23 protein-coding genes are annotated in these 24,760 nt (G+C 69.5%); 13 read left to right on the top strand and 10 right to left on the bottom strand.

What is annotated here, in order from left to right; genetic code table 11:
* Positions 1-46 precede the first annotated feature (46 nt).
* Positions 47-1,153 (top strand): aromatic ring-hydroxylating dioxygenase subunit alpha, encoded by a 1,107-nt coding sequence (locus P7F68_RS15430; RefSeq protein WP_002925128.1) that lies wholly within the window; start codon positions 47-49, stop codon positions 1,151-1,153.
* 85 nt (positions 1,154-1,238) lie between these two features.
* The gene (locus P7F68_RS15425) at positions 1,239-1,526 is read left to right on the top strand and encodes a hypothetical protein (protein ID WP_002925129.1); all 288 of its coding nucleotides are present in this window, start codon (positions 1,239-1,241) and stop codon (positions 1,524-1,526) included.
* A gap of 36 nt (positions 1,527-1,562) precedes the next feature.
* Here P7F68_RS15425 and P7F68_RS15420 read toward each other — a convergent pair whose 3' ends face one another.
* The 7 genes from P7F68_RS15420 to P7F68_RS15390 all read right to left on the bottom strand — a co-directional run bounded on the left by P7F68_RS15420 (position 1,563) and on the right by P7F68_RS15390 (position 9,358).
* Positions 1,563-3,014 (bottom strand): aldehyde dehydrogenase family protein, encoded by a 1,452-nt coding sequence (locus tag P7F68_RS15420; protein WP_277834450.1) that lies wholly within the window; start codon positions 3,012-3,014, stop codon positions 1,563-1,565.
* 30 nt (positions 3,015-3,044) lie between these two features.
* Entirely contained in the window at positions 3,045-4,649 is a 1,605-nt protein-coding gene (locus P7F68_RS15415) for a GMC family oxidoreductase (RefSeq protein WP_277834448.1), read from the bottom strand.
* 1 nt (position 4,650) lies between these two features.
* Entirely contained in the window at positions 4,651-5,337 is a 687-nt protein-coding gene (locus P7F68_RS15410) for a nitroreductase (protein ID WP_002939088.1), read from the bottom strand.
* A 76-nt stretch (positions 5,338-5,413) separates the two neighbouring features.
* Positions 5,414-6,205: an enoyl-CoA hydratase-related protein gene (locus P7F68_RS15405; protein ID WP_002939090.1), complete on the bottom strand. Its 792-nt coding sequence runs from the start codon at positions 6,203-6,205 to the stop codon at positions 5,414-5,416.
* A gap of 41 nt (positions 6,206-6,246) precedes the next feature.
* A complete protein-coding gene (locus P7F68_RS15400; RefSeq protein WP_277834446.1) occupies positions 6,247-7,347 on the bottom strand; it encodes an Rv3169 family protein in 1,101 nt (366 codons plus the stop codon).
* Positions 7,341-8,447 (bottom strand): phosphotransferase family protein, encoded by a 1,107-nt coding sequence (locus tag P7F68_RS15395; protein WP_277834444.1) that lies wholly within the window; start codon positions 8,445-8,447, stop codon positions 7,341-7,343. The genes P7F68_RS15400 and P7F68_RS15395 overlap by 7 nt, the downstream gene beginning before the upstream one ends.
* A gap of 158 nt (positions 8,448-8,605) precedes the next feature.
* On the bottom strand, positions 8,606-9,358 hold the full coding sequence (locus tag P7F68_RS15390; RefSeq protein ID WP_232431602.1) for a TetR/AcrR family transcriptional regulator: 753 nt from the start codon (positions 9,356-9,358) through the stop codon (positions 8,606-8,608).
* Between the two features lie 192 nt (positions 9,359-9,550).
* On the opposite strand from P7F68_RS15390, the gene P7F68_RS15385 reads away from it, so the two are divergent.
* From P7F68_RS15385 to P7F68_RS15335, 11 genes are all read left to right on the top strand, one after another.
* Positions 9,551-10,720 (top strand): Rv3169 family protein, encoded by a 1,170-nt coding sequence (locus P7F68_RS15385; RefSeq protein WP_277834440.1) that lies wholly within the window; start codon positions 9,551-9,553, stop codon positions 10,718-10,720.
* Positions 10,717-11,979 (top strand): anaerobic sulfatase maturase, encoded by a 1,263-nt coding sequence (locus tag P7F68_RS15380; RefSeq protein ID WP_277834438.1) that lies wholly within the window; start codon positions 10,717-10,719, stop codon positions 11,977-11,979. The genes P7F68_RS15385 and P7F68_RS15380 overlap by 4 nt, the downstream gene beginning before the upstream one ends.
* Positions 11,980-12,015: 36 nt before the next feature.
* On the top strand, positions 12,016-13,551 hold the full coding sequence (locus P7F68_RS15375; RefSeq protein ID WP_277834436.1) for an arylsulfatase: 1,536 nt from the start codon (positions 12,016-12,018) through the stop codon (positions 13,549-13,551).
* On the top strand, positions 13,548-14,618 hold the full coding sequence (locus P7F68_RS15370) for an AAA family ATPase (protein ID WP_277834434.1): 1,071 nt from the start codon (positions 13,548-13,550) through the stop codon (positions 14,616-14,618). Before P7F68_RS15375 ends, P7F68_RS15370 begins: the two co-directional genes overlap by 4 nt.
* Complete coding sequence (locus P7F68_RS15365; RefSeq protein WP_277834432.1) at positions 14,615-15,658, top strand: DUF58 domain-containing protein; 1,044 nt, start codon at positions 14,615-14,617, stop codon at positions 15,656-15,658. The genes P7F68_RS15370 and P7F68_RS15365 overlap by 4 nt, the downstream gene beginning before the upstream one ends.
* Positions 15,648-16,250: a DUF4381 domain-containing protein gene (locus P7F68_RS15360; RefSeq protein ID WP_277834430.1), complete on the top strand. Its 603-nt coding sequence runs from the start codon at positions 15,648-15,650 to the stop codon at positions 16,248-16,250. Before P7F68_RS15365 ends, P7F68_RS15360 begins: the two co-directional genes overlap by 11 nt.
* On the top strand, positions 16,247-17,290 hold the full coding sequence (locus P7F68_RS15355; protein WP_277834427.1) for a VWA domain-containing protein: 1,044 nt from the start codon (positions 16,247-16,249) through the stop codon (positions 17,288-17,290). The genes P7F68_RS15360 and P7F68_RS15355 overlap by 4 nt, the downstream gene beginning before the upstream one ends.
* Positions 17,283-18,932: a VWA domain-containing protein gene (locus tag P7F68_RS15350; protein WP_277834425.1), complete on the top strand. Its 1,650-nt coding sequence runs from the start codon at positions 17,283-17,285 to the stop codon at positions 18,930-18,932. The genes P7F68_RS15355 and P7F68_RS15350 overlap by 8 nt, the downstream gene beginning before the upstream one ends.
* Positions 18,929-20,365: a BatD family protein gene (locus P7F68_RS15345; RefSeq protein ID WP_277834423.1), complete on the top strand. Its 1,437-nt coding sequence runs from the start codon at positions 18,929-18,931 to the stop codon at positions 20,363-20,365. The genes P7F68_RS15350 and P7F68_RS15345 overlap by 4 nt, the downstream gene beginning before the upstream one ends.
* A gap of 82 nt (positions 20,366-20,447) precedes the next feature.
* Positions 20,448-21,344, top strand: coding sequence for an alpha/beta fold hydrolase (locus P7F68_RS15340; RefSeq protein ID WP_277834421.1), 897 nt, complete (start codon positions 20,448-20,450; stop codon positions 21,342-21,344).
* Positions 21,345-21,406: 62 nt separating this feature from the next.
* Positions 21,407-21,724: a type II toxin-antitoxin system Phd/YefM family antitoxin gene (locus P7F68_RS15335; RefSeq protein WP_277834419.1), complete on the top strand. Its 318-nt coding sequence runs from the start codon at positions 21,407-21,409 to the stop codon at positions 21,722-21,724.
* A gap of 118 nt (positions 21,725-21,842) precedes the next feature.
* Here P7F68_RS15335 and P7F68_RS15330 read toward each other — a convergent pair whose 3' ends face one another.
* The 3 genes from P7F68_RS15330 to P7F68_RS15320 are packed head-to-tail and all read right to left on the bottom strand — an operon-like array spanning position 21,843 to position 24,747.
* Positions 21,843-22,502, bottom strand: coding sequence for an EthD domain-containing protein (locus P7F68_RS15330; protein ID WP_277834416.1), 660 nt, complete (start codon positions 22,500-22,502; stop codon positions 21,843-21,845).
* Between the two features lie 14 nt (positions 22,503-22,516).
* Positions 22,517-23,533, bottom strand: coding sequence for an NAD(P)H-dependent flavin oxidoreductase (locus P7F68_RS15325; RefSeq protein ID WP_277834414.1), 1,017 nt, complete (start codon positions 23,531-23,533; stop codon positions 22,517-22,519).
* Positions 23,534-23,589: 56 nt separating this feature from the next.
* The gene (locus tag P7F68_RS15320; RefSeq protein ID WP_277834412.1) at positions 23,590-24,747 is read right to left on the bottom strand and encodes an acyl-CoA dehydrogenase family protein; all 1,158 of its coding nucleotides are present in this window, start codon (positions 24,745-24,747) and stop codon (positions 23,590-23,592) included.
* Between the last annotated feature and the right edge of the window lie 13 nt (positions 24,748-24,760).

The following is a 24,760-nucleotide window of genomic DNA, read 5'->3' as shown; positions in this document are numbered from 1 at the left end:
ACCGAGCGACCAATCCAAAACACGCATTGACGAGGAGGAGGGCCTCATGGCCACGACAAAAGACTATCGCCTTGGTGAATTCACCTTTCCGCGCGGCTGGTTCATGATCGCCGAAGCGGCCGAGCTCAATACCCACAAGCCCTTGTCGGTACGCTTCTTCGGCCAGGACTTCGCGCTCTACCGTGGCCGCGAGACCGGCAAGGTCGTGCTGCTCGATGCCTACTGCCCGCACATGAAGACCCACCTCGCCGCGCCGAACAACACCTCCTACGTGGTGCTGGACGGCGGCGGCTCCAACGTCGACGGTGACGGCATTCGCTGCCCTTACCACGGCTGGCGCTTCGGCGCCGACGGCAAGTGCAACGACATCCCCTACCACGAAGGTCCGATCCCGGCCGCAGCAAGCGTCAAGTCCTGGCCGGTGGTCGAGAGCCTGGGCGCGATCTGGGTGTGGTACGACCCCGAAGGCGGCGAACCCGAGTGGGACCACCCCAGCCTCAAGGAATGGAACGACCCGGCCTGGGTGCACTGGAAGTTCGACCACCTCGGCATGCTCCAGCAGCATCCGCAGGAAGTGATCGACAACATCTGCGACTACGGCCATCTCAGCCCGATCCACGGCTCGACCGTGCAGCGCTACGAGAACGAGTTCAAGGGCCACCACGCCATCCAGCGCCAGTGCGGCCCGCACCGCACGCTGGTGGGTGAAAACGGCGTCAGCCCCGTCCTGCACACGATCACCGTGTACCACGGCCCCGGCGTGCTGATCTCCCACCTCACCGGCCTGTACGACGCGGTGCTGATGATCACGCACACCCCGGTCGAGGATGGTTCGCTCAAGGTGTGGCATGCACTGCTGGTCAAGTCGCCCGGCGGCAATGCCGTGGCAACGCTGCCGGACACGATCGCCGCACGCCAGTTCCAGGAATCCAGCCGCCTCGCCTTCGCACAGGACTTCGAGGTGTGGACCAACAAGGGCCCCTGCCTGAACGGTCTCTTCATCCCGAGCGACGGCCCGTTCATGAAGGCGCGCATCTGGTACAAGCAGTTCTACAACCCGCGCGCGAAGAAGAACGAGTACCTCGAGCAGTGCGAGGGCTACTACGTACCCAAGGGCATCGCGCCCTACACCGAACCTGAAGCGGTCGCCTGACCCACCTCCCTCGTCCGTTTCAGCCTTGATGGCCTGCCCTCTAAAGCAGGCCTTTTTTTTCTTCTGCACCCGGAGAACCTGCAACATGATGCAAGTGGTACCGCTACTGGGGCTGATCGGCCTTATCGGCCTGGCCGGACTCGCAGGCCTGCGCAAACCGGTTGCGCGCGAACGCGCAGGCGGGGGCATCCGCGCACTCGGGCTGCTCGGCCTGGGTGGGCTGGCTGGCTTCTGGATCGACGGCGCCGGTGCGATGGGCGCGTTCGGCGCGCTCGGGCTGTGGAATCATCAGTCGGCCGCGCTCGCCACCTGGGGACGGCTCGGCTGGGCCGGACTGGTCGGGCTGCCGTTCGCGATCGGCGCACTGCTCTGAAACGGCGCGGCCCCGTCGAGACGGGGCCGCGATGCGTCACACCCTGAGCGCTTTCGACAAGCGCCCGTATAGCTTCTTCGAATACGGCGGCACCAGCCCCAAAGCCTTGCGCGGGTCCCACCAGCCGCTGCGATACACGGTGCGCGGATGGCAGAACTCGTTGAACCCCTCGCGCCCGTGATACACCCCCATGCCCGAGGCGCCGACACCGCCGAAGGGCGCATCGTGTGCGGCGACCTGCAGCATCACGTCGTTGATTGCCACACCGCCGGACAGGGTGCGCTCGAGGACCTGGCGCTCCTCAGCACGGTCGGTACCGAAGTAATACAGCGCAAGCGGACGCGGAGCGGCGTTGATGCGGTCGATGACCGCGGCGATGTCCGCATAGCGCTCCACCTGCAGCACGGGGCCGAAGATCTCCTCCCGTGCAATCCGGCTGCCGGCTGGCGGATCGACGACCAGATGCAGCGCCAGCTTGCGGCCGCCTGTGGCCAGGCCTCCACCGCAGTCCACGACACGCCCGCCTGCCGAGCGAATCTCGTCCACGTAGCCGCGGATGCGGGCGAAGTGGCGCGCGTCGATGACGGACGTCAACGCGGCATCGCCCGCCGCCGGCGGGAACAGGCGGCGGTGGACCGCCTCGCACGCCACGATGAAGGGCTCGACGAGCTCGTCCGCGACATGCACCGTGTCCGGGCTGACACAGACCTGCCCGCCGTTCATCACCTTCGCAGTCACGATGCGCTCCGCGGCGAGGCCCACATCTGCGCTGCGACCGACGATCACCGGCGACTTGCCGCCCAGCTCGAGCGTGACCGGCACAAGATTTTCGGCTGCCGCCCGCATCACCCGGATGCCGGTCGTCGTGCTACCGGTAAACACCAGGTGATCGAAGGGCAAGGCGCTGAAAGCGCCGGCAACCGCGGCATCGCCGGTGAACACGGCCACCTCGTCTGCCGCGAACACATCCTGCACTGCCGACTGCAGCAGGGCCGACGTACGCGGCACGAACTCCGACGGCTTGAGCATCGCGCGGTTGCCTGCAGCGAGCGCGAATGCCAGCGGCGCCAGGGTGGTGAATAGCGGCACGTTCCACGGCCCCAGGATGCCCACCACCCCCTTGGGCATGCGCTGGACATCGACCCGGGCCCCGAACAGGTTGAACGGGACGACACCGTCGCGCCGCTCGGGCTTCATCCAGCGTCGTACCCGCCCACGCGCGTACTTGACCGTGTTGAAGGTCGCCATGACGTCGCTCATCAGCGAGGTCTCGCGCGCGCGCCCGTCAAAGTCGGCGTCGAGGGCGGCACAGAAATCGTCCGCCCGATCGCGCAGCAGGACCATCAGCCGTGTCAGGCGATCCATGCGCAGCGCCACATCCGGCGGGCCGTCACGCGTTTGCGCAGCCTTCATCGCCTCGAGGCAGGCGCGCAGCACCGTCTCGTCTGCCGCCTGCAGGCGCGCCACCTCTTCACTGTTCATCTTCATCTCGATCCTCGCTTCAGGTGGCATTCGGCATCAGCATCGTGCGGCGCGGGCGAACTCGGCCGCGCGCTCGCCGATGACGATCGCGGTGGCATTGGTGTTGCCCGAGATCAGCCGCGGCATCACCGAGGCGTCGGCCACGCGCAGGCCTGCCACGCCGCGCACCGCCAGCGTGGTATCGACCACGGCAGCGGCGTCATTGCCCATGCGGCAGGTGCCCACCGGATGATGTCCGGTGGTGCCGGCACGGCGGGCATAGTCCACCAGCTGCTCGCGCGTGGTCGCTGCCGTCCCGGGATACACCTCGCCCGCCGTGATCGCCGCCAGCGCCGGGGCCGCGGCGATGCGCCGGGCCCATTCCATGCCCGCCAGCGTGAGCTCGACATCGTGGTCGGTGCTCAGGTAGTTCATGCGCAGGCGCGGCCGCGCAGCGGGATCGGCCGACGCGAGGCTGACTGCGCCGCGCGAACTCGGCCGGCAGACGTTGGGCGCCAGCGTGTAGCCCGGAAAGGCATGCAGCTTCTTGTCTTCGCCGTCCAGGTCGCCCGAGAGCGGCAACACGTGGAACTGCAAGTCCGGGCGTACGACATCCTGCCGACTGCGCAGGAAGATGCCGACCTCGGCCGCCGGCATGGTCATCGCCCCGCGCTTGCGCACGAGGTAGTTCAGCACTTCGAGCAGCCCGCGCGCCCCGCCCAGGCGCGGGTTCATGGACGGCTGGCCGTCGCGCAGCCGCCACATCAGCGGCACCACCAGGTGGTCCTGCAGGTCAGCGCCCACGGCGGGCGCATCGACGCGCACCGGGATGCCGTGGCGCGCCAACTCCGCACCCGGGCCGATGCCCGACAGCATCAGGATCTGTGGCGAGCCGATGGCGCCGGCGCACAGGATCACCTCGGCGCGCGCTGCAGCGACCCGCTCCTGCCCGCCGAGACGGTAGCGCACCCCGGTCGCCCGCCCGCCCTCGATCACCACGCCGGCAACCATCGCCCCCGTGTGCACCGTGAGGTTCTGCCGCGCGCGTGCCGGGCGCAGATAGCCATGCGCCGCCGAACACCGGCGTGCTTGCGCGATCGTCGCCTGGTAGGGCCCGACGCCCTCCTGGCGCGCGCCGTTGAAGTCGCGGGTGCGGGGAACGCCCGCCTGCTCGGCGGCACGGATCATCACCTCGGCCAGCGGCGTCGGGTCGACCAGGTCGGACACCGTGATCGGGCCGTCCTCGCCATGGTGCTCATCGACAATGCCCAGGTTGCGCTCCATGCGGCGGAAGTAAGGCGCCATCTCGGCCCAACCCCAACCCGGCGCCCCCGCGGCGACCCAGTCGTCGTAGTCCTCGTGCTGGCCGCGGACATAGAGCAGACCGTTGATCGCCGAACTGCCGCCCAGCACCTTGCCGCGCGGCAGGGGCACGCGCCTGCCGCCAAGACCAGGCTCGGCCTCGGTCTCGAACGCCCAGTTGAAAGCGCTGGACGGCTCCTGCGTCTTGCCCCAGCCGGCGGGCATGTCGATCATCAGGTTGTCGTCGCGCCCGCCGGCCTCGAGCAGCAGCACGCTGCAGGCGGGGTCTTCCGAGAGGCGGGCAGCGACCGCGCAGCCGGCGCTGCCCGCGCCCACCACGACATAGTCGAAGCTGTCCATCTCAATCCTCCCTGATCAGGGTGCAGGCGGCCACGTCGCGCCCGACGCGCGCCTCATTGACCGGCGCGGCGGGGTCGGGGCGGCCGAAGGACACGCCGAACAGGAGCTGGGCGCCGGGGGCGATGTCGAACTCGGCGCGCACGCGCTCGGGATGGAAACTGAGTGCAGTCTGCGGGCAGCTCGCATACCCCATGCTCGTGAGCGCCAGCATGAAGGTCTGCGCGCACATGCCCAGGTCGGCAGCCTCGCGGATGCCGAAACCTGCGGGCAGGAAGAAGAAGGCCACATGCGGCGCGCCGAAGAACGCGTAGTTGCGCATGAACTGCGCCTGGCGCCCGGCCTTGTCGTCGCGCGCGATGCCGGCTGCGCCATAGAGGGCTTCGGCGGCGGCAACCTGGCGCTCGCGGTACACGCCGGCATAGCGGCCGTCGTAGGGCAGGTCCGGCGCCATGTGGCCGCGCATCATGTCGGCGGAGATGGCTGCCGCGAGACGGTCGCGGGTAGCGCCGGACGCCACGGCGACGGTCCACGGCTGCGTGTTGCAGTTCGAGGGCGCCCGGCAGGCGAGCGCGAGGGCGCGCTCGATGTCGGCGCGCGGCAGCGGTTCGGCGAGAAAGGCACGTGTCGACGCGCGCCGCGCGACGATGTCGGCGAAGGCCGCCGCGAGATCGGTATCAGTCTGTTGCATGGAGAGGTTCATCCGGGTTGAGGCCGAAGGATCGGCCTGATGCATGAGTGCAGGGGCGCGCCAGCGTGGTCGCGGATCAGCGCCCCTCCCATGACGGTGCGCGCTTCTGGTTGAAGGCCATGATGCCCTCGACCACGTCGCGGCTGCCGCGCATGGCCTCGATGGCCGGGTAGCCCCCGGCATCCTGGCGGCGGATCGCCTCGTCGAGCGGCAGCGCCAGGCCGTCGCGCACCGCGGCCTTGGTCGCGCGCAGCGCCAGCGGCGCGTTGGCGCACAGCAGCGCGCACCAGCGCGCGATGGCGAAGTCCATGGCGCCGTCGTCCACCACCTCGTTCACCAGCCCCCACTCCGCCGCCTGCTCGGCATCGATGCTGCGCGCCGTCAGCAGCAGCTCCATCGCCCGCTTCATGCCGATCTGGCGCGGCAGGCGGTGCATGCCGCCGGCGTAGGCGACGGCGCCGATGCGCGGCTCGGGCAGTGCGAAGCTGGCGCTGCGGTTGGCGAGCACGAGGTCGCAGGCCATCGCGACCTCGAAGCCGCCGCCCATGGCGATGCCCTCGACCGCGGCGATCACCGGCTTGTCGAGATCGAAGCGGCTGGTGAGGCCGCCGTAGCCGGTGGCGGGAATGGTGTAGGGGGCACCGCCTTCGAGCGCGGTGCGCATCGCACGGATGTCGCCGCCGGCCGAGAACGCCCGCCCGCCCGCGCCACGCACGACGGCGATCCAAAGTTCGTCATCGGCCGCGAAGGCGTCGAAGGCCGCGGACATCAGCGCCTGGGTTTCCGGGTCGAGCGCGTTCATCGCCTCGGGCCGGTTGATGGTGACGGTCAATACATGACCGTCGATTCGGGTCAGAACCTTGCTCATCGTTATTTCAATCCTGTGCACATCAGATCGGGCTGAACGTCTCACGCAGCGACGTCGAGCAACCCCTTGAACCCGCTCGGCGCATGCGCGCCGACGATCATCTGTTCCACCACACCCTGGCCGCGACGGGGCGCCTGACCGGGTCGGTGCAGTTCAGCGCTGCACAGTGCGTGCAGATGCACCTGGGTGAAATCGTTGGGGTCGAGCACTCGGGTATCCAGGGTCTGGAACGCGGTCTCAAAGACGCCGTGATACATGCCGTGCCCCCATACAGGGTGGTTGTAGCCCTCGCCCTGCTTGTAGACGACCTCGCCACAGTTCAGCTCGACCACGACTTCGCCACCTGCGGGCAAGATCGCGCTGATGCGCAGCCCGGCAAGCTGACGCGTGCCCGGCCGGTACGCGGCCTGATACCTGACCGACGCCAGCTTCTGCGGCGCGCCACCGTTGACCGGTACCAGCACCGCAGCGCGGTTCCAGCCCTGCCCCTGGGCATCGTCGTTGGTGTGGAAGAAGAGCATGCAGTCGTCGAAATGCAGCGGCGCCCACAGCCAGTACCACTGCGGCTCACCTGCAGGGGCATGGGCGCGCGTGTCGCGCGGGCCCAGCGGGCGCACGCCCCAGGAGCGGTCGCGCGCACCGCGCCAGCCATGCACCGCGAGACACTCGTCGCCGAGTGCGATTTCGCCCTCCCAGGTGCCGCCCTGAGTCATGCGCGTCAGGTCCAGCACCGTGAGCGCCCCCGCACGATGGGTGAAGCGCGGCTCCTCGACCGGCGCGGCAAGCCCGGTGAATTCCAGCACGGCCTTGAAGTTGTGGGCTGCATCGTCCACTGCCACGCGCAAGCGCTTGAGCGGCTCGCGCACCTCGACCGCAATCGGCCCCACCCGGGTATCCATGCGTTCGTGATCGAGATGGCGGGAGGCGAAGACGCTGTGCTGAACGCCGTCGCGCTGGATCATGAAGGCCGCGTCGATGATGTTCAGGTGGGGGTAGACGCCAAGCGCCGCACCGAAGAACACCTTGCCGGCGGCGTCATAGCCCTGGAAGTAGTAACGGTCGTAGAAGTTGCGGTCGCTGCCGGCAAAAGCCACCGGCTCGGGCAGCTGATGGACCGGGTAATCGTCGGCGGCCGTCAGCATGCTTCGCCTCCCTGCACGAACGGTAGCCCCTGCTCGGCAGCGAGGATGCGCAGGATGCTGCTGCCACCGTTGTTCAGGTCCATGCGCTGTTCGCGCGCAACGAAGCCGCGGTCCATGAACAGGCAGCCGATGCGCGCCATGATGAGGGCGAACTTGAAGGCGCAGAACAGCTCGTAGTAGGCCAGGTTGTCCGCCTTCAGGCCGCTGTGGCGTTCCCAGTGGGCAATGGTCTCGTCTCGCGAAGGCAGGCCCTCGAGGCGTGGATAGCCGTAGCCATCGCACAGCGAGCGATCGAGCATGAGCCACCAGCCGAGATCGTCCACCGGGTTGCCCAGGTGCGCCGACTCCCAGTCGAGCACGCCGGTGCAGCGATCGTCGTCCTCGTCGAACAGGCAGTTGCCGAGCTTGGCATCGCCCCAGCACAGGCCCACCGGCCCACCCTGCGGCCGGTTCGCCTCGAGCCATGCGAGCGCAGCACGCAGCAGCGGATACGGCTCGGCAAGCGACTCGGCCCAGGCGAGGAAGTCGCGCAGACTGCGCAACTGGCGATCGAGCGGCGACTCACCCGTCGTGGGCGTATCGAGAAAATCGAGGCCGAGCACCGCCACGTCGAGCCGATTGACGCGCGCCATCATCTCTACGCCGTTCAACCACACTGCACGGCGCCGCTCAACGGGCAGCGCGTGCAGCCAGCCGTCGAGGTGGTAGAGCGGGTTCTCGGTGGGCGCACGGCCGGGCATGCGCTCCATCAGGTAGAAGGGCCGCCCGAGCGGGCTGGTTTCATCCGACAGGACGCCCGCCTCGCCAAGCAGGCGCGGCACGGGAACGTCGCTACCGGCCAGGCGGGCCATGCAGCGATACTGGATCGACAGATCGTAGTGCGGGAAAAGTGCAATGTCGGCAGGTTGCAGGCGCAGCACGAGCGGGATGCGTTCGCGCACGCCCTCCTCTTCCCACAACAGGTCGAGCAGCCAGGTTTCGTTCGAAAAACCCTGGATCGGCGGGCGTACATCCACCAGTTCGATGCTGCGCTTGTGCGGCCAGCGTTCGGCCAGCCAGCTTGCCAGCGCCGCGACGATCGCGGCGGGATCCTGGTTCATGCGGGAGTCTCCTTGTCACCGTCTTCGGCGCCCGAGCGCCCCGCAGCTGCGGAGCAGTCAGGACGAAGCCAGTATAGGGAGCGCAGGAAAGGGCTGCGATTCGCATTGGCGCAACCCGAACAACGAAGCCAAGGCCCTGTTTTTAAAAGCGATACATGTCAAGAAGGCGGTGCCGGCCGTGCACCGGTCGCATTCTGGCCGACGCCCGGCGCATCTGGCTCGGGGGGGAGTCGCGGATCGAGCACGCCAAGCGCCATGGCCAGCAGGCAGTCCAGGAACACCGGCGATTCGACACGCTCGGGCGCGTCCTCCAGACCCACGCGGATCGTCGACCTCAGCGCCATGCACAGCATGTACGCGCTCATGTCACGCCGCACCGGATCCATGTCGGGCACGTAGAGCGCGACGAAAGGCCCCCAGGCGTCATCGATGTACTGGCGCGAGCTTTCGTAGGGGCCCAGGCGCATCCCCACCTGCAGGTCCGCGTGGTAACGCAGGTGGAACTCGCGGTGCAAGCGGTACAGGCGCAGTTCCACTCGCACCATGTTCTCCAGGATCTCGCGCAGCGCGCCTGCCAGCGGCATGCCCGTGACGCGTTCGCGCAGCGCTGGCACATGGACGGTGACTTCCTCATGGAGGATGTGGTTGAAAACGACGCTGACCACCGCCTCCTTGTTAGGGAAGTACTGGTAGATCGAGCCGACGGCGACGCCCGAGACCTCGGCAAGCCGGTTCACCGTCAGCGCCTCCGCCCCCTCGCGCTCCAGGATGTGGATGCAGGCCTCGACCAGTGCCGTCACCAGCGAGCGCGAACGCGACTGGGTGGGCAGCTTGCGGGGAGCGGGCAGGCGCCCGGGGGCGGGTACGTCGATGAGTAAAGTCTTCTTGCTGGCCATGAGAATGCGAGGCATGTCCGCAGACGTCGCGGAAAATGCCATTTTCCATATTCAAATCAGCAACCTGCATCCCGGATGCGGCGCCCTGCAATACGAATTCCAGACCTGCGGGCGCACGTCCCATACTTTCGGACACACGCTTTCACCGCGGACATCTCAACTCTAACAAAGCTGGAGACAGGACATGAAAGCACACGGAGACACGCCATGAGCGGAGGCAGCATCGGACCACTGCTGGCCGCCGACGAAGGCTTCAACCATCAGATCGTCGATACCTTCGCCAGCGTCGCGCACACCGACCCCGCATGGACGGAGAAGGTGTGCGGCATGGCTGCCGCGCGCGACGGCTCGCTGCAGGTGGGCTTCGGCTTCGGCAAATATGTGAACCGCAACGTGGTCGATGGCTACGGCGGCGTCTCGCGCGGGGTCGCGCAATGGGCGGTGCAGGCCAGCCGCGCGTTGTCGCATGCGCCCGACAGCATCGGCGTCGGCCCGCTGCACTACGAGGTCATCGAGCCGCTCAAGCGCATCCGCGTGAGGCTGGAGGCGACCGACGTGCAGCCGATCGCCTTCGACCTCGAGCTCGAAGGCATCGTGCCCTGCTTCGTCGAGGCGCGCGAAGACCGCCGTGGCCTCACCGGCTACCGCCGTACCGCGGACCAGATCCGCTACCACCAGACCGGCCATGCCCGCGGCTGGGTCGAGCTCGAGGGCCGGCGCACCGAGGTGACGCCCGACACCTGGATCATGACCCGCGACCACTCCTGGGGCATCCGCCCGGCGGTCGGGCAGCCGCTCACCGACATCGCCCCAGAGCCGGTGGATTCCGCGCACATGCGCGTGCTCGCGATCTGGAACCCGCTCTATTTCCAGGCGGCCGACGGCAGCACCTACGCCTTTCACCAGTACTACCTGCATTACGCGGCGGCCGGCTTCGAACAGAAGCAGGTACAAGGCCACTTCGAGTACGCCGACGGGCGCCGGGTGCCGGTCGCGGCGATCGAGCCCGCGCTGCGTTTCGACCCGCGCAACCGCCGTCTGCTCGGCGGCGTCTTTCATCTGCGCATGGCCGACGGCAGCACCCGCGAACTGCGCGCGCGCCCGCTGGGCGACACCGGCTTCTACCTTGGCGGCGGTGGCTACCACCGACTCGACGGCAAGAACCATGGCAGCTACCGCGGCCCATTGCACGTCGAGGGCGAGCACTTCGCCGACTGCTCGCAACCCGAAGTGGTCGCCATCCTCAACCAGTTCCGCGACTGCATGATCGAGGTCGTCGACAGCGCCACGGGCGCCACCGGCTGGGGCAACTGTCAGACCTACGTGTCCGGCGCCTGGCCCGAATTCGACTTGCCCGAACTCGGCCTGCCCGCATGAGCACGCCCGTCGCAAGCGCGGCCCCGCGCTGCAAGCTGCCTGCGCTGCCGCCGGGGCGGCACTACCGCTACCACGTCATGGTCAAGCCGGCCGGCGCGCTGTGCAACCTCGACTGTCCGTACTGCTTCTACCTGCACAAGACCGACCTGCTGCAGCACGGTCGCAACGCGCGCATGGACACGGGGCTGCTGGAGACCCACATCCGCCAGTACATCGAGGCCCAGACCGGCGACGAGGTGGTGTTCTCCTGGCAGGGCGGCGAACCCACGGTGATGGGGCTGGACTTCTTCCGCCGCGTGGTCGAACTGCAGGCGCGCCACCGCAAGCCCGGCCAGCGCATCGAGAACGACCTGCAGACCAACGGCCTGCTGCTCGACGACGAATGGGTCGCCTTCCTGAAGGCCCACGGCCTCGTCGTCGGCCTCAGCGTGGACGGCACCCGCGAACTGCACGACCGCTACCGCCCGACCAAGGGCGGCGAGCCCACCTACGATCGCGTCATCGCCGCCGCCAATCGGCTGGCGGTGGCCGAGGTCCCCTTCTCCCTGCTGTGCGTGGTCAATCGCGACGTCGCGCGCGCGCCGCTCGAGGTCTATCGCAGCCTGCGCGCGATCCCGGGCAGCTTCCGCATCCAGTTCACGCCCTGCGTCGAGACCCGCGACTTCAAGCTGCGCGCGCCCGGTCTCGCCCGACCGGCCGACATGCCGCTGCTCGGCACGCCACGCACACGGCCCGACCACCCGCTGTCCATCGTCACCGAGTGGTCGGTCGATGCCCGCGACTATGGCGACTTCCTGTGTGCCGTGTGGGCGGAATGGCTGGCGCAGGACTTCGGCCGCCTGCACATCAATGTGTTCGAGACCGCGGTCGCGCAATCGCTCGGCCTGCCTGCGCAGATGTGCACCAGCGCGCCGGTATGCGGCAAGGCGATGGCGCTGGAGCACGACGGCGAACTCTATGCCTGCGACCACTTCGTCTATCCGGAGTACCGCCTCGGCAACATCCGCGAGGTGCACCAGGGCGACCTCGCCTTCGCCGACAAGCAGGTCCGCTTCGGCCTCGCCAAGCACGACAGCCTGCCTGGTCACTGCCGGCGCTGCCCGCAGCTGCAGCTGTGCTGGGGCGAGTGCCCGAAGAACCGCTTGCTGCGCACACCGGAAGGCGAGCCCGGCCTGAACTACCTGTGCGAAGGCCTCGCACATTTCTACGAACAGGTCCGCAGGGACATGCCCGCCATCCGCCGCCGCCTTGGCCGGTAGCAGCCCCCACGGCCTCAACCCGAGAGAGGAGACCTCATGAGACACCCCCAACGCCGCTGGCAACGGCTGGCACTCGCCGCCGCGATCGCCGGCCTCGGCACCGTGCAGGCCCAGGCACAATCACCAGCGCCCAAGCGGCCGAACATCCTCGTGATCATGGGCGACGATATCGGCTACTCGAACGTCGGCATCTACAGCCACGGGATGATGGTTCCCACCCCCAACATCGATCGCATCGGGCGCGAAGGCATCCTGTTCACCGACCATTACGCCCACCCGAGCTCGACCGCCGGCCGCGCGGCCTTCATCACCGGCCAGTTGCCGATCCGCACCGGCCTGACCACCGTCGGCCTGCCCGGCTCGCCGATCGGCCTCGACGCGCGCGACCCGACGCTGGCCAAGCTGCTCAAGGAGCTAGGCTATCGCACCGGGCAGTTCGGCAAGAACCACCTCGGCGACCGCAACGAGCACCTGCCTACGGTGCACGGATTCGACGAGTTCTACGGCAACCTCTACCACCTCAACACCGAGGAAGAGCCCGAACTGCAGATGTGGCGCAAGGACCCCGGCTTCAACGCCCGCTACCGCCCGCGCGGCGTGATCGACAGCATGGCGACGGCAGAGGACGACGCGACCGTCGACTCCCGTTTCGGCAAGGTCGGCAAGCAGAAGGTGCGCGACACCGGTCCGCTCACCACCGAGCGCATGGAAACCGTGGACGAAGAGTTTCTGGAGCGCACCAAGCGCTTCATCACCCAGTCCACGCAGGCGGGTGAGCCCTTCTTCGCCTGGCTGAACACCACGCGGATGCACATCTATACGCACCTGAAGCCCGAGTCGCGACACCTGGCCAGCAACCTCTCCAGCGAGTTCGACATCTACGGCAGCGGGCTAATCGAGCATGACGGCCACGTCGGCCAGCTCCTCGACCTGCTCGACACGCTGAAGATCACCGACAACACGATCGTGGTCTACACCACCGACAACGGTGCGATGGTCGCCTGGTGGCCCGACGCCGGCGCTACACCCTTCCGTGGCGAAAAAGCCACCACCTGGGAAGGCGGCGTGCGCGTGCCCATGCTGGTCCGCTGGCCGGCGAAGATCCCCGCCGGCAAGGTATCGAACGGCATCCAGACCCACGAGGACATGTTCACCACGCTGGCCAGCGCCGCAGGCCATGACAAGGTCGCGGCCAAGCTCAAGGAGCGTGACGGCGTCTGCATCGACGGTGTCGACAACCTGGCGCACTGGACGGGCGATGCCCCCTCGGCACGCAACGTGGTTCACTACTACGACGAGAGCAAGTACACGGCGATCCGCATCGGCGCCTGGAAGAGCCACTTCCAGACGCGCGAGGGCTTCTTCGACAGCCACAAGCCGAGCTCGCTGGTGTTCAACCTGCGCATGGACCCGTACGAGCGCCATGGCGGCCAGAGAAGCAACGACCTCGCAATGAAGATGGGAATGGCCTTCGGCGGCCAGGTGGCGGACGCCGTCGGCGCCCACATGGCCAGTTTCCAGGCATGTCCGCCGCGGCAGAAGGGAGGTTCCCTGCGGATGGGAGGACAATGAGCGAAACCGCGCGCGCTGCCTTCGCACGCCTGCGCGGGCAGCTCGGCAGGGCGATCGTCGGTCAGCCGGAGCTGATCGACGCGCTCCTGATCGCCCTGCTCGCCGACGGTCACCTGCTGCTCGAGGGCCTGCCCGGGCTGGCCAAGACGCGTGCGATCAAGGCGCTCGGGCAAGCCCTCGACCTGCGCCTTTCGCGCATCCAGTTCACCCCCGACCTGCTGCCATCTGATCTCGTCGGAGCCGAGGTCTATCACCAGACCGAACCGGGCCAGGGCCGCTTCGTCTTCGAGGCGGGTCCAGTGTTCGCCCCACTGGTGCTGGCCGATGAGATCAATCGTGCGCCAGCGAAGGTGCAGTCCGCGCTGCTGGAGGCGATGGAAGAGCGCCAGGTGACCGTTGCCGGGAAGACCCATGCCCTGCCCTGGCCCTTCCTGGTGATGGCGACACAGAATCCGATCGAGCACGAGGGCACGTATCCACTGCCCGAGGCGCAGACGGACCGCTTCCTGATGAAAACCAGGGTCGCCTACCCCGACATCGATGCGGAACGCGGCATCCTGCACCTCGTACGCGAGGAAGAAGGTCGGCGCCTCGCCATGGCGCAGTGCGACCACGACACGGATTCCGGCAACCTCACGGAGTCCGGCGCAAACCCCATCGCTCCACCCCCTCGCGCGCCCGAGGCCGCGCCGGCGCAGCCGGAACAGAGCTTCGCGGGGTGGCTGGCCGACGCCCGGCGGGCAGTCCATGCCGTACATGTATCGGCCGCAATCGACACCTATCTGGTCGATCTGATCCAGGCCACGCGCACCCCCGAGCGCCTCAGCCCCGAGGTGGCGCGCTGGATCGAGGCCGGCGCCAGTCCGCGCGGCACGATCGCACTCGACCGCTGCGCGCGCGCCCATGCCTGGCTGCACGGGCTCGACTTCGTCAGCCCCGACGACGTGCTCGCCGTGCTCCACCCCTGCCTGCGGCACCGGCTGGTACTGAGCCACGAAGCTCTGGCCGCAGGGGTGGAGGCAGACGCGATCATCGATCGCATTGCAGCTGTGGTCGCCGCGCCATGACATCGATCCAGCGCCTGCTTCGCGGCGGCTGGTGGCCATGGTCGCGCGCACACACCACAGTGTCGACCGCGCGCGCGGAGCCGGTCCCCGGCGCCGGGCCGACACCCGGCGTCTACCTCGCGCTGCGCGATCTGCTGGCACTGGAACATCCGGTCCGCCGGCTACGCTGGCCGGCGCGCGGCGCGCCGGTCCACAGCCAACTGGCCGGTCGCCATCGCGCCCGCGTGCGCGGCCGCGGCCTGGACTTCATCGAACTGCGCCAGTACCTGCCGGGGGACGACACCCGCAGCATCGACTGGCGGGCGAGCGTCCGCAGCGGCAGAACCCAGCTCCGGGTGTACAACGAAGAGCGCGAACACCCCACCTGGCTGGTAGTGGACCAACGCATCTCGATGTTCTTCGCCCGGCGCGGCGCGCTGCGTTCGGTGGTGGCGGGCGAAGCCGCCGCCGTCTGGGGCTGGCGTGCGCTCGCGGCGGGTGACCGCGTCGGCGGCATCGTCTTCGGCGACAACGGCATCGACGCCATCACGCCGGGGCGTGGTCGGCGCTCGCTGCTGCGCCTTCTCGACCGCTTGGTTGCCCGCAACCGTCAGCTCCACGCCGACACGCCCTGTCCAGCCAACCCTGAACAGTTCGACCTCGCCCTGGCGCAACTGCTCGCCCGGGCGCCACGCGATGCCGTCATCGTCGTGCTGTCCAACTTCGATGGCATGAGCGCGCACAGCCGCGAGCAGCTGATCGCACTCGCCCGCCACAACGACCTGGTCCTGCTGCCGATCCACGACGATCCCGGCACCGCGCGCCCGGTCCGCCTCGTAGTCACCGACGGCAGCCTCCAGCTTCCGCTCGATCACACCGACGAGAGCGTGCGCTGCCGCCTTGCCGACCTCGCGCACGCGCGCATGGAAGGGCTGCTCGCGCTGCGCAGCGAGATCGGCTGCGTCGTTCTCCCGCTCACCACCAGCGAACCCGCGCTGCTGCAACTGGCACGCCGCATGGCCAGCCCCGCAGCGCGTGCACCGCATTCGCATGGCGGCTGAACGACCGATGCAGAGCATCGACGCGCCGCGCCTGCGGCCGCACGAGGCAGCGGGCATGCCGCCCGCAATCGACGTCCAGGCCGTGCTCGACCAGCTTCACCCGCTGCAGGTCCCACCCGTTCCCGCCTGGTCGCCCCTGGCGCCGGGCTGGGAAGTGCTTGCCGTAGTCGCATTGACCGCTCTGGCCGTCCTGGCCTGGCGATCCCTCCAGCGCTGGCGGGCCGGCCGGCACCGACGCGCGGCCCTCGCGGAGCTGGCGCGTCTGCGCTCATCAATGCGGGACCCCGCCCTTCGACTCGCGGCCGCCCGCCAGATCCCCGCGCTGGTGCGCCGGCTGGCCCTCGCCCATGCACCGCGCACCGAGGTCGCCGCCCTGCACGGCGCAGCCTGGCATGCCTGGCTGGACCGCAGCCTGGGAGACCCCGCCCAACCGTTCTCGACTGGCTTAGGCCTGAGTCTGAGCGACTGGGCCTATTGCCCCGCCGATACCCTGCCCTGGGAGCTGCTCGAGCCGAGCCTGGACCTGGTAGAGCGCTGGATCCGCACGCATCGCGTCGAGCATGAAGCAGGCGCCCCGGGGAAGCACGGATGAGCTCGTGGCCGGGGGCGCACTGGCTGGCGAACGTTGCCTGGGCACATCCCTGGGCCGCCCTGCTATGGCCGCTCGCCCTACTGTGGGTCGCCCTGCCACCGCACCGGGAGCAGCACACCGCACTGCGCGTGCCCTTCTTCGCACTTGCGGTAGCCGGCAGCGGCGAGCGCCCGCGAGCCGGCGCCATCGTCCGCGCGCACGGCGTCAGGGGCTGGTTCACGCTCGGCCTGGCCTGGAGCGCCGGCGTGCTCGCCGTGATGCAGCCCCATTGGCTGGAGCCGCCGATTCCGCGCGTGCAGTCGGCACGCGACTGGCTGCTGGCCATCGATCTGTCACCCTCGATGCAGACCACCGACTTCCGCGATGCCGATGGCCGTCCGGTGGACCGCCTGAGCGTGGTGGGTGACGTGCTCAATGAATTCCTCGCGCGGCGGGCGGACGACCGTATCGGCCTGCTGATCTTCGCCGAGCAGGCGCACGTGCAGGCGCCCTTCACCCGGGACCATGGCGCGGTGAGCGCGCTACTGGCCGAAGCGCAGATTGGCATGGCCGGCTCACGCACGATGATCGGCGACGCGATCGGCATGGCCATCAAGGTCTTCGACCAATCGGCGGCCCCGCAGCGCACCCTGGTGCTGCTGACCGACGGGGTCGACACCGGCAGCCGCATCCCGCCCGCCAAGGCGGCCGAGATCGCCGCACGGCGGGGCGTACGCATCCACACCGTCGCCATCGGCACCGCCAGCGCAGCAGCCGGTGAGCAACCGGATCTCGAGGCACTGCGATCCTGGGCCGCCATCGCCGGCGGCCGCGCCTTCAGCGCCGACGACCGCGACAGCCTGGCCGAGATCTATCGCGAACTTGACGCCATCGAGGGCCGCGACGAGGCGCTCTTGGCCGAACGCCCGCGGCGCCCGCTCTTTCACTGGTTCGTGGCAACGGCTCTGGCGCTGATCATTGCCCACCAGGCAGCCGCCGCGCTGCGCGGCTGGCGGGCATCGCGCGTCGTGGACCGACCCGGGCTGAATCGAAATGACTGAATGGTTCGACGCCCTCCTGCCCGCGCAATGGCTGCGCCCGTGGGCGCTCGGCGGGCTGCTCCTGGCGCTGTTGCTGGTCGTCCTTGGGCGCCGCCGCGACGAGATGCGTGCGCTGCGAGAGGTCATCGACCCGCAACTGCTTCCGCACCTGCTCGTGCACGGCGGCCGCCGGCGCGGGGTGCAGCCCGCGGACACGCTCGCCGTGGCGGTGGCCTGCTTCAGCGTCGCGCTCGCAGGCCCGGCCTGGGAACGCGAGCCCCCACCACTCGCACGCGAACAGGCCGCGCTCATGGTGGTGGTCGACCTCTCGAGCGCGATGGATGCGACCGACCTGCCGCCGAGCCGGCTGGCCTGGGTGCGCTCGAAGCTGCACGCCTTGCTGGCGCGCCGCGGCGACGCACCCACCGGCCTGATCGTGTATGCCGGCAGCGCCCATCTGGTGCTGCCCCCCACCGACGACCGCCAGCTCCTCACCCCCTACGTCGATGCCCTGACCACCACGCTGATGCCGGTCGACGGCGCGCGTCCCGCCGCCGCCCTGGCGCTCGCCCATGCCTGGCTGGAGCGAACCGCGCTTCCCGGCACGGTGCTGTTCCTGACCACCGCCTGGCCGCAAGCGGAACAACCCGGCGCCGAGCGCGAGACCGCCACATCCCGCCACCGCCTGATCGTGTGGGCGATTGGCACCGAGCGTGGCGGCCCGATCCGTAACCTGGAGGGTGTGCCGGTGACCGACGCCAGCGGGGCGTTGCGCCATGCCCGCCTCGAAGTCACCGAACTGCGCAGCCTGCGCGCGCGCACCGGCGCGAGCCTGGTGAGCGTGACCGCGGACGAGGGCGACCTGGAACGCATCCAGGCCCTCATCACTCGCCAGCAGGCCGCGGCGGCGGCGGCCGACACGCGCTGGCGCGATCGCGGAGCGGACTGGGTCTGGCCCGGCCTGCTGGCGCTGTTGATGTCCTTCCGCCGTGGCTGGGTCGTCCCCTGGCGCGCCTTCTGCGGCCCGGCGCTCACCGGCATGGTCTTGCTTTCCCTTCTTTCGATGCCCTCGCCCGCCCAGGCCGGCGATGACGATGAGACCTGGACGACTCGCCTGTCGCAGGGCTTCGTCGACCTCTGGTTCACCCGCGACCAGCAGGGCCACCTGTGGCTGGAACGCGGCGACCCGGCGCGCGCTGCGGGCCTCTTCGACGACCCGCTCTGGCGCGGCATCGCCGCAGCCCGCGCCGGGCGCTGGCAGGCCGCGGCCGAGGCCTTCGCGCAGGCGGACTCGGCTGCAGCCTGGTTCAACCAGGCGCAGGCGCTCGCTCGCCTCGGCCGCTACGCCGAAGCGCTGGCCGCCTACGACCAGACCCTGATCCGCATGCCGGGCTGGCCCGAAGCACTCGCCGACCAGGCGCGCGTGCGCAGTCTGCTGTCCACGCGCACGGTCGCAGACGAGGGCGAACCCTCCACCGCCTCCGGCGAGGGCGACGAGCGGGGAGAGGACGGCGAGCGCAGCGCCCCGTCACCCGCCGAGGCCGAAGCGGCCGACGCCTGGCTACGCCGCCTCGACACCAGCCCGGCCGCCTTCCTGCGACGCAAGTTCGCCCTGCAGACGCAGCCGTCGGTACCCGAGCACCCAGGATCGGCAAACCGATGAATACACGCCCGAGCCGAGCCGACGCCCGCCGCCGCCAGTTGCTGCGCATGACTGCGCTGCTCGTGGCGGCCGCCGCAGTCCCCGGGCGCAGCTTCGGCCGTGACCGCGCCGCCCCCGAGGCCCGCCTGCGCTGGGGCCTCGATACGGCGGGGCAGGACGATGACGCGGCATTCGAGCTCGGCGAGCCGATCATCATCCGGCTGGAGGTCTGGGTCAGCACCTGGTTCCAGGCGCCGGTCGACTTCCCCGCCACGCTGGCGACCGGGTCTGCCATCGTCGAGGAGATCGGCGGTTCGCCCGAAGCAGCCTTCGACGACATCGACGGCCGGCGGTGGACCGGGCTGATCCGCCGCTACCGTGTCCATCCACTGCAACCCGGCGAGCTCATCCTCGGACCGCCCGCAGCGCTCGAGATCCGGCCCGGACGCGGCGATGGCCGGCCCTTGCGCGCATCACCGCCGACGCCCCTCCGTCTGGCAGTACGCCTGCCGAAGGGTGCCGAGGGGCTGAATCCGTTCGTCGCCGCGCGCTCGCTCGCGCTGCAGCAGCAATGGGAGCCCACGCCCGACCCGGACCAGGGCTGGCAGGTCGGCGACATGCTGCGGCGCCGTATCACGCTCGTCACCGACGCCCCTTCCCCGCTGCCGCCGACCGTGCCCGCGCTGGCGAGCGCCGAGGGCACGGAGTTGCAGCGCCATAGCACGCCCGCCCGCACCGCCGAAGCGGACTCCGCCCGGACCGTCCAGGAGCACGTCGCGACGTACGTGCTGAAAGCGCCTGGCGCGCTGCATCTGCCTGCCGTCGAACTGGCCTGGTGGGATCTCGACCAGCGCAAGGTGCGCATCAGCCATCTGCCCGGTCGGACGGTGACGGTCTCGGCGACGTCGATGCCCGCGGACCCGTTCGCCGAACCCGGCAGCGAGCCGGGGGCCGACGCGCCGGACGACTCGCATCGGACCGTCACCGCGCAGGCCTGGCGCTGGATACCGGCCGGCGCACTCACGCTCGCGCTCGGCACCTGGGCCTGGCGACACCGCAGCGCGCTCGCCGCGACGATCCGCCGTCCGCTGCAGCGTCTGCACGCCAGCGAAACGACGGCGCGCTGGCGCCTGCGTCGTGCCTGCCTGCAGAGCAGGCCCGCGCAGGCCGCCGCCGCGTTCCGCGTCTGGTTACGAACCCTGGATCCAGCGTCGAGACGGCGCATTCACGCCGACACTGCCTGCGCCGAGGCCATGGAGGCGCTGGTGCGCCATCTGCACGGCCCACAAGCACCACAGCGCCCGGTGCACTGGAACGGACCTGCGCTGTGGCACGCCGTGCAGCGCGCGCATGCCACCTTGGCGTCCGGGCAGGACCTGGACGCCGCACTCCCCGAGCTCAATCCCCGCATGCAGGGCGACGCAGAGCTTCCCCACCCCGCGTCACGCAGATGACGCAAGCCACGGCGCGGGCAGCCCACGCAAGACCGGGCCCTTCGCCATCCACCCCCCAGAGATTGGAAATCCAGGCCTTCGCATGATGAGTCCCAAGCTTCTCCTGAAACGAGGCGCAATCTTCACCCTCGTCATCCTGATGCTGCTGCTTGCAGGCCTGGGGGTGATCCTCCAGGACCGCCCGGCGGAGCCCGCCGCCGGCGAGCGGGTCGTGATCACCGGCCCGGGCGGCGACTTGGTCTATCACCGCCTCGGACAGGGGGGCGCAGTGGTGCTATTGCCCAGCTTCGCCCGCTCTGCGGCCGACTTCAATCAGCTGGCCCAGGCGCTGGCGGATGCCGGCTATCGCAGCCTGGCCATTCAGCCGCAGGGCATAGAGGGGTCGGCGTTCGGCAGCCTGGATGTGAGCCTGGCCGACTACGCCGCCGACATCGCCGCCGTGCTCGACGCCGAGGGCGTCGCCACTGCGCACGCGGTAGTCGGCCACGCGTACGGCAACCGGGTTGCCCGTGTGTTCGCCGTCAATCATCCGGAGAGAGTGCGCAAGCTCGTCTTGCTGGCCGCTGGGGGCGGCAAGCCGCCGCCGCCCGACATCAACGCCGCGATCCGCAAGGCGGTGTTCGGTTTCGACGGCGCAGCACGGGACGCGGCGATCGCGCTCGCCTTCTTCGCGGGCGAAACCGTGCCCGCGGCCTGGGTCAAGGGCTGGTATCCGCTCGCGGCACTGCACCAGACGCGCGCGACCACCGCACAATCCTATTCGAGCTGGAGCCATGGCGGCTCGGCGCCGATGCTGATCCTGCAGCCGGCCGACGACACTGCTGCTGCGCCCGCAGACTCGGAGAAGCTTGCGACACAGCTCGGCGAGCGGGCGACCCGCCATGTCATCGCCAACGCCGGCCACGCCCTGCTGCCGGAGCAGGCCGAAGCGGTGGCCTTGCACATCCTGCGCTACCTGGATACGCCTGAAGAACGGTGATGTTCGCCGTCCGCTCGATGCTCTAGAATTCAGCACTTAATTCTGTACATGGAGGTTCTGCCATGACGATCACAGCCCAAGACATCGTGTCGCTGACTTCAGCGCGCGCGCAGTTGTCCGAACTGGCCGAGCAGGTCAAAGCCGGTGCAGAGAAGATCATCACCAAGAACGGTGAGAGCTACGTTGCGCTCGTCGATGCTGACCGGCTCGACTACTACCATCGACTGGAGCAAGCCCATCTCCATCTGGTGATGCTGGACGAAGTGCAGCGGGGCCTGCAGGACCTTGCGTCCGGCCGCACGCGTGACGCGAGGGAAGCACTGGCGGAGCGCAAGCAGGTGCGCTCGCCGCCGCAGGCAGCATCCGCGAGTACGTACTGACGAACTACCTGATCCTCTACGCACGACTGCCCGAGACCGTGCATCTGCTCGCGATCCGCCATCACCGCCAGCTCGACTTTGATCTCGGGAAACCCGATCGCCCCTGCTGAAACGGCGCTCAGGGCCGCCGGTGCGTAATCCGGGTGAACATGCACACCGACCCGGCGGTATCGACAGCGTCTGCCAAGGCCGGCGGCAGCCAGTGCCACACCGGCGGGCCGGCGAACGCAGCGGCCACGGCATCGACCGTTTCGTACCAGGCCTCGATGATCGCGTCGTAGTCGTAGCCGGGCGGTCGCTCGCCCGCCACCTCGTTCCATACCAGGCGCGTCGCAGCCGACCACGGCGCGGCGAGGGCGCCGGCGAGGCCACGCGCCTGCAAGCGCTGCCCCCGCCGCGCGCGCAGGAACAGCACCAGACACACGCCGGTCTCCGCGCCGTCGACCAGCACCTGCTCGCTTGCGACCAGGGTGAAGTCGCGCACGTAGGTCGAGAACACCCGCGGCTCGTCGGGCCGCATGATGCGCAGCGTCTCCTCGTCGTTCCAGATGTCGTCGGCAGCCTGGCGGTCGCGCAGCGACAGCAGGTTGACGCCGTCGTAGTCGGCACTGGCGCCGCGCGGCACGCCCGGTCGGTCGAGCACGCGCGAGCACTGGCGCACCGCCTTGACCTTGTCCTGCACGTTGCGGCATTCGCGGCCGAGCGCCGAGTGCTCGCGCCAGGCCTGCGGAAAGTCCTCGGGCGCCAGCGCGGGGTTGCGCCGCGCGAGGTAGATCATCTTCCACTGCATGTTTATGCCCCCGCTCCGGCCGACGCTTCGACCGATATCGCGGCGGATCCGGCAAACACGGCCGGCTGCGCGGCGGCCTCGGTGTATTCGCGCTTCATGCGCGCCACCAGCTCGGCCACCGAGGGCACGTCGTGGATGCTGCCGATGCCCTGTCCGGCCGACCACACCTCCTTCCACGCCTTGGGCTTGGCGTCGAGCCCGGCGAAGAGGTCGTCCTTGCCGCCATCCTGGCGGCCATCGAGCCCGTCGGGGTCGATCCCCGCCGCACGCACGCTGTTCCGCAGGTAGTTGGCCCAGATGCCGCTGAACACCGGGGTGTAGACGATGTCCGCCGCGCCGTCGCGCACGATCATCTCCTTGTGGCCGGCGTCGGCCGCGGCCTCGCGGGTGGCGATGAAGCGCGTGCCCATGTAGCCCAGGTCGGCGCCCATGATCTCGGCGGCGCGCAGCGCGCGTCCGCTGGACAGGGCGCCGGCGAGCACCAGCGGGCCGTCCCAGAACGCGCGCACCTCGGCCACCAGGGCGAAGGGCGACAGCGTGCCGCCGTGGCCGCCCGCCCCTGCGCACACCAGGATCAGTCCGTCGACGCCGCTGGCGGCGGCCTTGCGCGCATGCTCGACGTTGATGACGTCGTGGAAGACCAGGCCGCCGTAGTCGTGCACGCGCTCGACCACCGCATCGGGACGCCCCACCGAGGTGATCACGAAGGGCACGCGGTGCCTGACCACGCACTCGAGGTCGGCTTCGCGCCGCGGGTTGGATTTGTGCAGGATCAGGTTGGCACCGAAGGGCGCCGCCGGCCGTCCGGGATGTTCGACGTCCCACTGCGCCAGCTCGGCGGCGATCCGCGCCAGCCACTGGTCGAGCAGCTCGGGCGTGCGCGCGTTCAGCGTCGGGAAGCTGCCCGCGACGCCCGCCTTGCACTGCGCCAGCACCAGCTCCTGGCCGCTGGCGAGGAACATCGGTGAGCCGATCAGCGGCAGCGCAAGCCGCCCGCGAAACATCTCGGGAATGGGCATCCCCTCACCTCCATGGAAAGGCCGGGCAGCGAGCGCGGCCGCCCGGCGCGGCCGGCTCAGCCGCGCGGCATGCCCAGCCCGCGCTCGGCGATGATGTTGAGCTGGATCTCGTTGGTACCGGCGTAGATGGTGTCGGCGCGCGAGAAGAAGAACACCTGCTGCAGGCGGCGCACCGCGTCGTCGTCCGAGCGCACGTCGCCCGCCACGCCGATCACGTCCATCGCCAGCTGGCCGAGCTCGCGGTGCCAGTTCGACCAGGCGTACTTGTAGATCAGCGCCTCGGGCCGGACCTTGGTCGAGCTCGTGTCCTCCTCCAGCATGCGCAGGCCGTTGTAGCGCAGGCCCTGCAGGCCCACCCAGGCGTCGGCGATGCGCTGGCGGATCGCCGGGTCGCGCGCGGCGCCGTTGGCGCGGGCGACGTCGATCACCAGCTGCAGCTCGTGGATGAAGTGCATCTGCTGGCCGAGCGTGGACACGCCGCGCTCGAAGCCGAGCAGCGCCATCGCCACCTTCCAGCCCTCGCCCGGCTTGCCGACGATGCAGTCGGCCTCGGTCACCGCGCCGTCAAAGAACACCGAGTTGAACTCGGCCTCGCCGGTCAGCTGGCGGATCGGGTGGATCTCGATGCCCGGCTGGTGGAGCGGGACCAGAAGGAAGGACAGGCCCTCGCGCCCCACCGAGCCCGGCGTGCTGCGCGCGACCACGAAGATCCATTCGGATTCGTGCGCGAGCGAGGTCCACACCTTCTGCCCCTGCAGCCGCCAGCGGCCGTCCTCTTCCTGCCAGCAGCGCGTGGTGATGGCGGCGAGATCTGAACCGGCGCCCGGCTCGGAGTAGCCCTGCGCCCAGTACTCACGCCCTTCGCGGATACCGGGCAGGAAGCGGGCCTGCTGTGCAGGCGTGCCGAGCGCAATCAGCGTCGGCGCCATCAGCGTCTCGCCGATGTGGCCGATGCGGCCCGGCCCGCCGGCGCGCACGTATTCCTCGTGGAAGGCGAGCTGCAGCGCCAGCGGCAGGTCGCGCCCGCCATGTTCCTTCGGCCAGCCCAGACCGACCCAGCCGCCGGCGGCCAGCTCCTGCTCCCATTCCTTGCGCAGCGCCGGGAAGGCTTCCTCGTCGCCGGGGCCGCCGCGGTGCTTCAGGCAGGCGAAGCGGCCGACCAGATGGGTCTCCATCCAGTCGGCGACCTCCTGGCGAAATTCCTGTTCGTTCATGCTCATCGGTCCT

Source organism: Thauera mechernichensis, assembly GCF_029588855.1.
Taxonomy (GTDB): Bacteria; Pseudomonadota; Gammaproteobacteria; order Burkholderiales; family Rhodocyclaceae; genus Thauera; species Thauera mechernichensis.
The sequence above is the reverse complement of the archived record's forward strand: the minus strand, read 5'-3'. Positions and strand labels throughout refer to the sequence as shown.

Bases quoted from the DNA above. Each gene is read 5' to 3' on its own strand.
- P7F68_RS15430 (WP_002925128.1), top strand. From the start codon at position 47: ATGGCCACGACAAAAGACTATCGCCTTGGTGAATTCACCTTTCCGCGC.
- P7F68_RS15425 (WP_002925129.1), top strand. From the start codon at position 1,239: ATGATGCAAGTGGTACCGCTACTGGGGCTGATCGGCCTTATCGGCCTG.
- P7F68_RS15420 (WP_277834450.1), bottom strand. From the start codon at position 3,014: ATGAAGATGAACAGTGAAGAGGTGGCGCGCCTGCAGGCGGCAGACGAG.
- P7F68_RS15415 (WP_277834448.1), bottom strand. From the start codon at position 4,649: ATGGACAGCTTCGACTATGTCGTGGTGGGCGCGGGCAGCGCCGGCTGC.
- P7F68_RS15410 (WP_002939088.1), bottom strand. From the start codon at position 5,337: ATGCAACAGACTGATACCGATCTCGCGGCGGCCTTCGCCGACATCGTC.
- P7F68_RS15405 (WP_002939090.1), bottom strand. From the start codon at position 6,205: ATGAGCAAGGTTCTGACCCGAATCGACGGTCATGTATTGACCGTCACC.
- P7F68_RS15400 (WP_277834446.1), bottom strand. From the start codon at position 7,347: ATGCTGACGGCCGCCGACGATTACCCGGTCCATCAGCTGCCCGAGCCG.
- P7F68_RS15395 (WP_277834444.1), bottom strand. From the start codon at position 8,447: ATGAACCAGGATCCCGCCGCGATCGTCGCGGCGCTGGCAAGCTGGCTG.
- P7F68_RS15390 (WP_232431602.1), bottom strand. From the start codon at position 9,358: ATGCCTCGCATTCTCATGGCCAGCAAGAAGACTTTACTCATCGACGTA.
- P7F68_RS15385 (WP_277834440.1), top strand. From the start codon at position 9,551: ATGAGCGGAGGCAGCATCGGACCACTGCTGGCCGCCGACGAAGGCTTC.
- P7F68_RS15380 (WP_277834438.1), top strand. From the start codon at position 10,717: ATGAGCACGCCCGTCGCAAGCGCGGCCCCGCGCTGCAAGCTGCCTGCG.
- P7F68_RS15375 (WP_277834436.1), top strand. From the start codon at position 12,016: ATGAGACACCCCCAACGCCGCTGGCAACGGCTGGCACTCGCCGCCGCG.
- P7F68_RS15370 (WP_277834434.1), top strand. From the start codon at position 13,548: ATGAGCGAAACCGCGCGCGCTGCCTTCGCACGCCTGCGCGGGCAGCTC.
- P7F68_RS15365 (WP_277834432.1), top strand. From the start codon at position 14,615: ATGACATCGATCCAGCGCCTGCTTCGCGGCGGCTGGTGGCCATGGTCG.
- P7F68_RS15360 (WP_277834430.1), top strand. From the start codon at position 15,648: ATGGCGGCTGAACGACCGATGCAGAGCATCGACGCGCCGCGCCTGCGG.
- P7F68_RS15355 (WP_277834427.1), top strand. From the start codon at position 16,247: ATGAGCTCGTGGCCGGGGGCGCACTGGCTGGCGAACGTTGCCTGGGCA.
- P7F68_RS15350 (WP_277834425.1), top strand. From the start codon at position 17,283: ATGACTGAATGGTTCGACGCCCTCCTGCCCGCGCAATGGCTGCGCCCG.
- P7F68_RS15345 (WP_277834423.1), top strand. From the start codon at position 18,929: ATGAATACACGCCCGAGCCGAGCCGACGCCCGCCGCCGCCAGTTGCTG.
- P7F68_RS15340 (WP_277834421.1), top strand. From the start codon at position 20,448: ATGATGAGTCCCAAGCTTCTCCTGAAACGAGGCGCAATCTTCACCCTC.
- P7F68_RS15335 (WP_277834419.1), top strand. From the start codon at position 21,407: ATGACGATCACAGCCCAAGACATCGTGTCGCTGACTTCAGCGCGCGCG.
- P7F68_RS15330 (WP_277834416.1), bottom strand. From the start codon at position 22,502: ATGATCTACCTCGCGCGGCGCAACCCCGCGCTGGCGCCCGAGGACTTT.
- P7F68_RS15325 (WP_277834414.1), bottom strand. From the start codon at position 23,533: ATGCCCATTCCCGAGATGTTTCGCGGGCGGCTTGCGCTGCCGCTGATC.
- P7F68_RS15320 (WP_277834412.1), bottom strand. From the start codon at position 24,747: ATGAACGAACAGGAATTTCGCCAGGAGGTCGCCGACTGGATGGAGACC.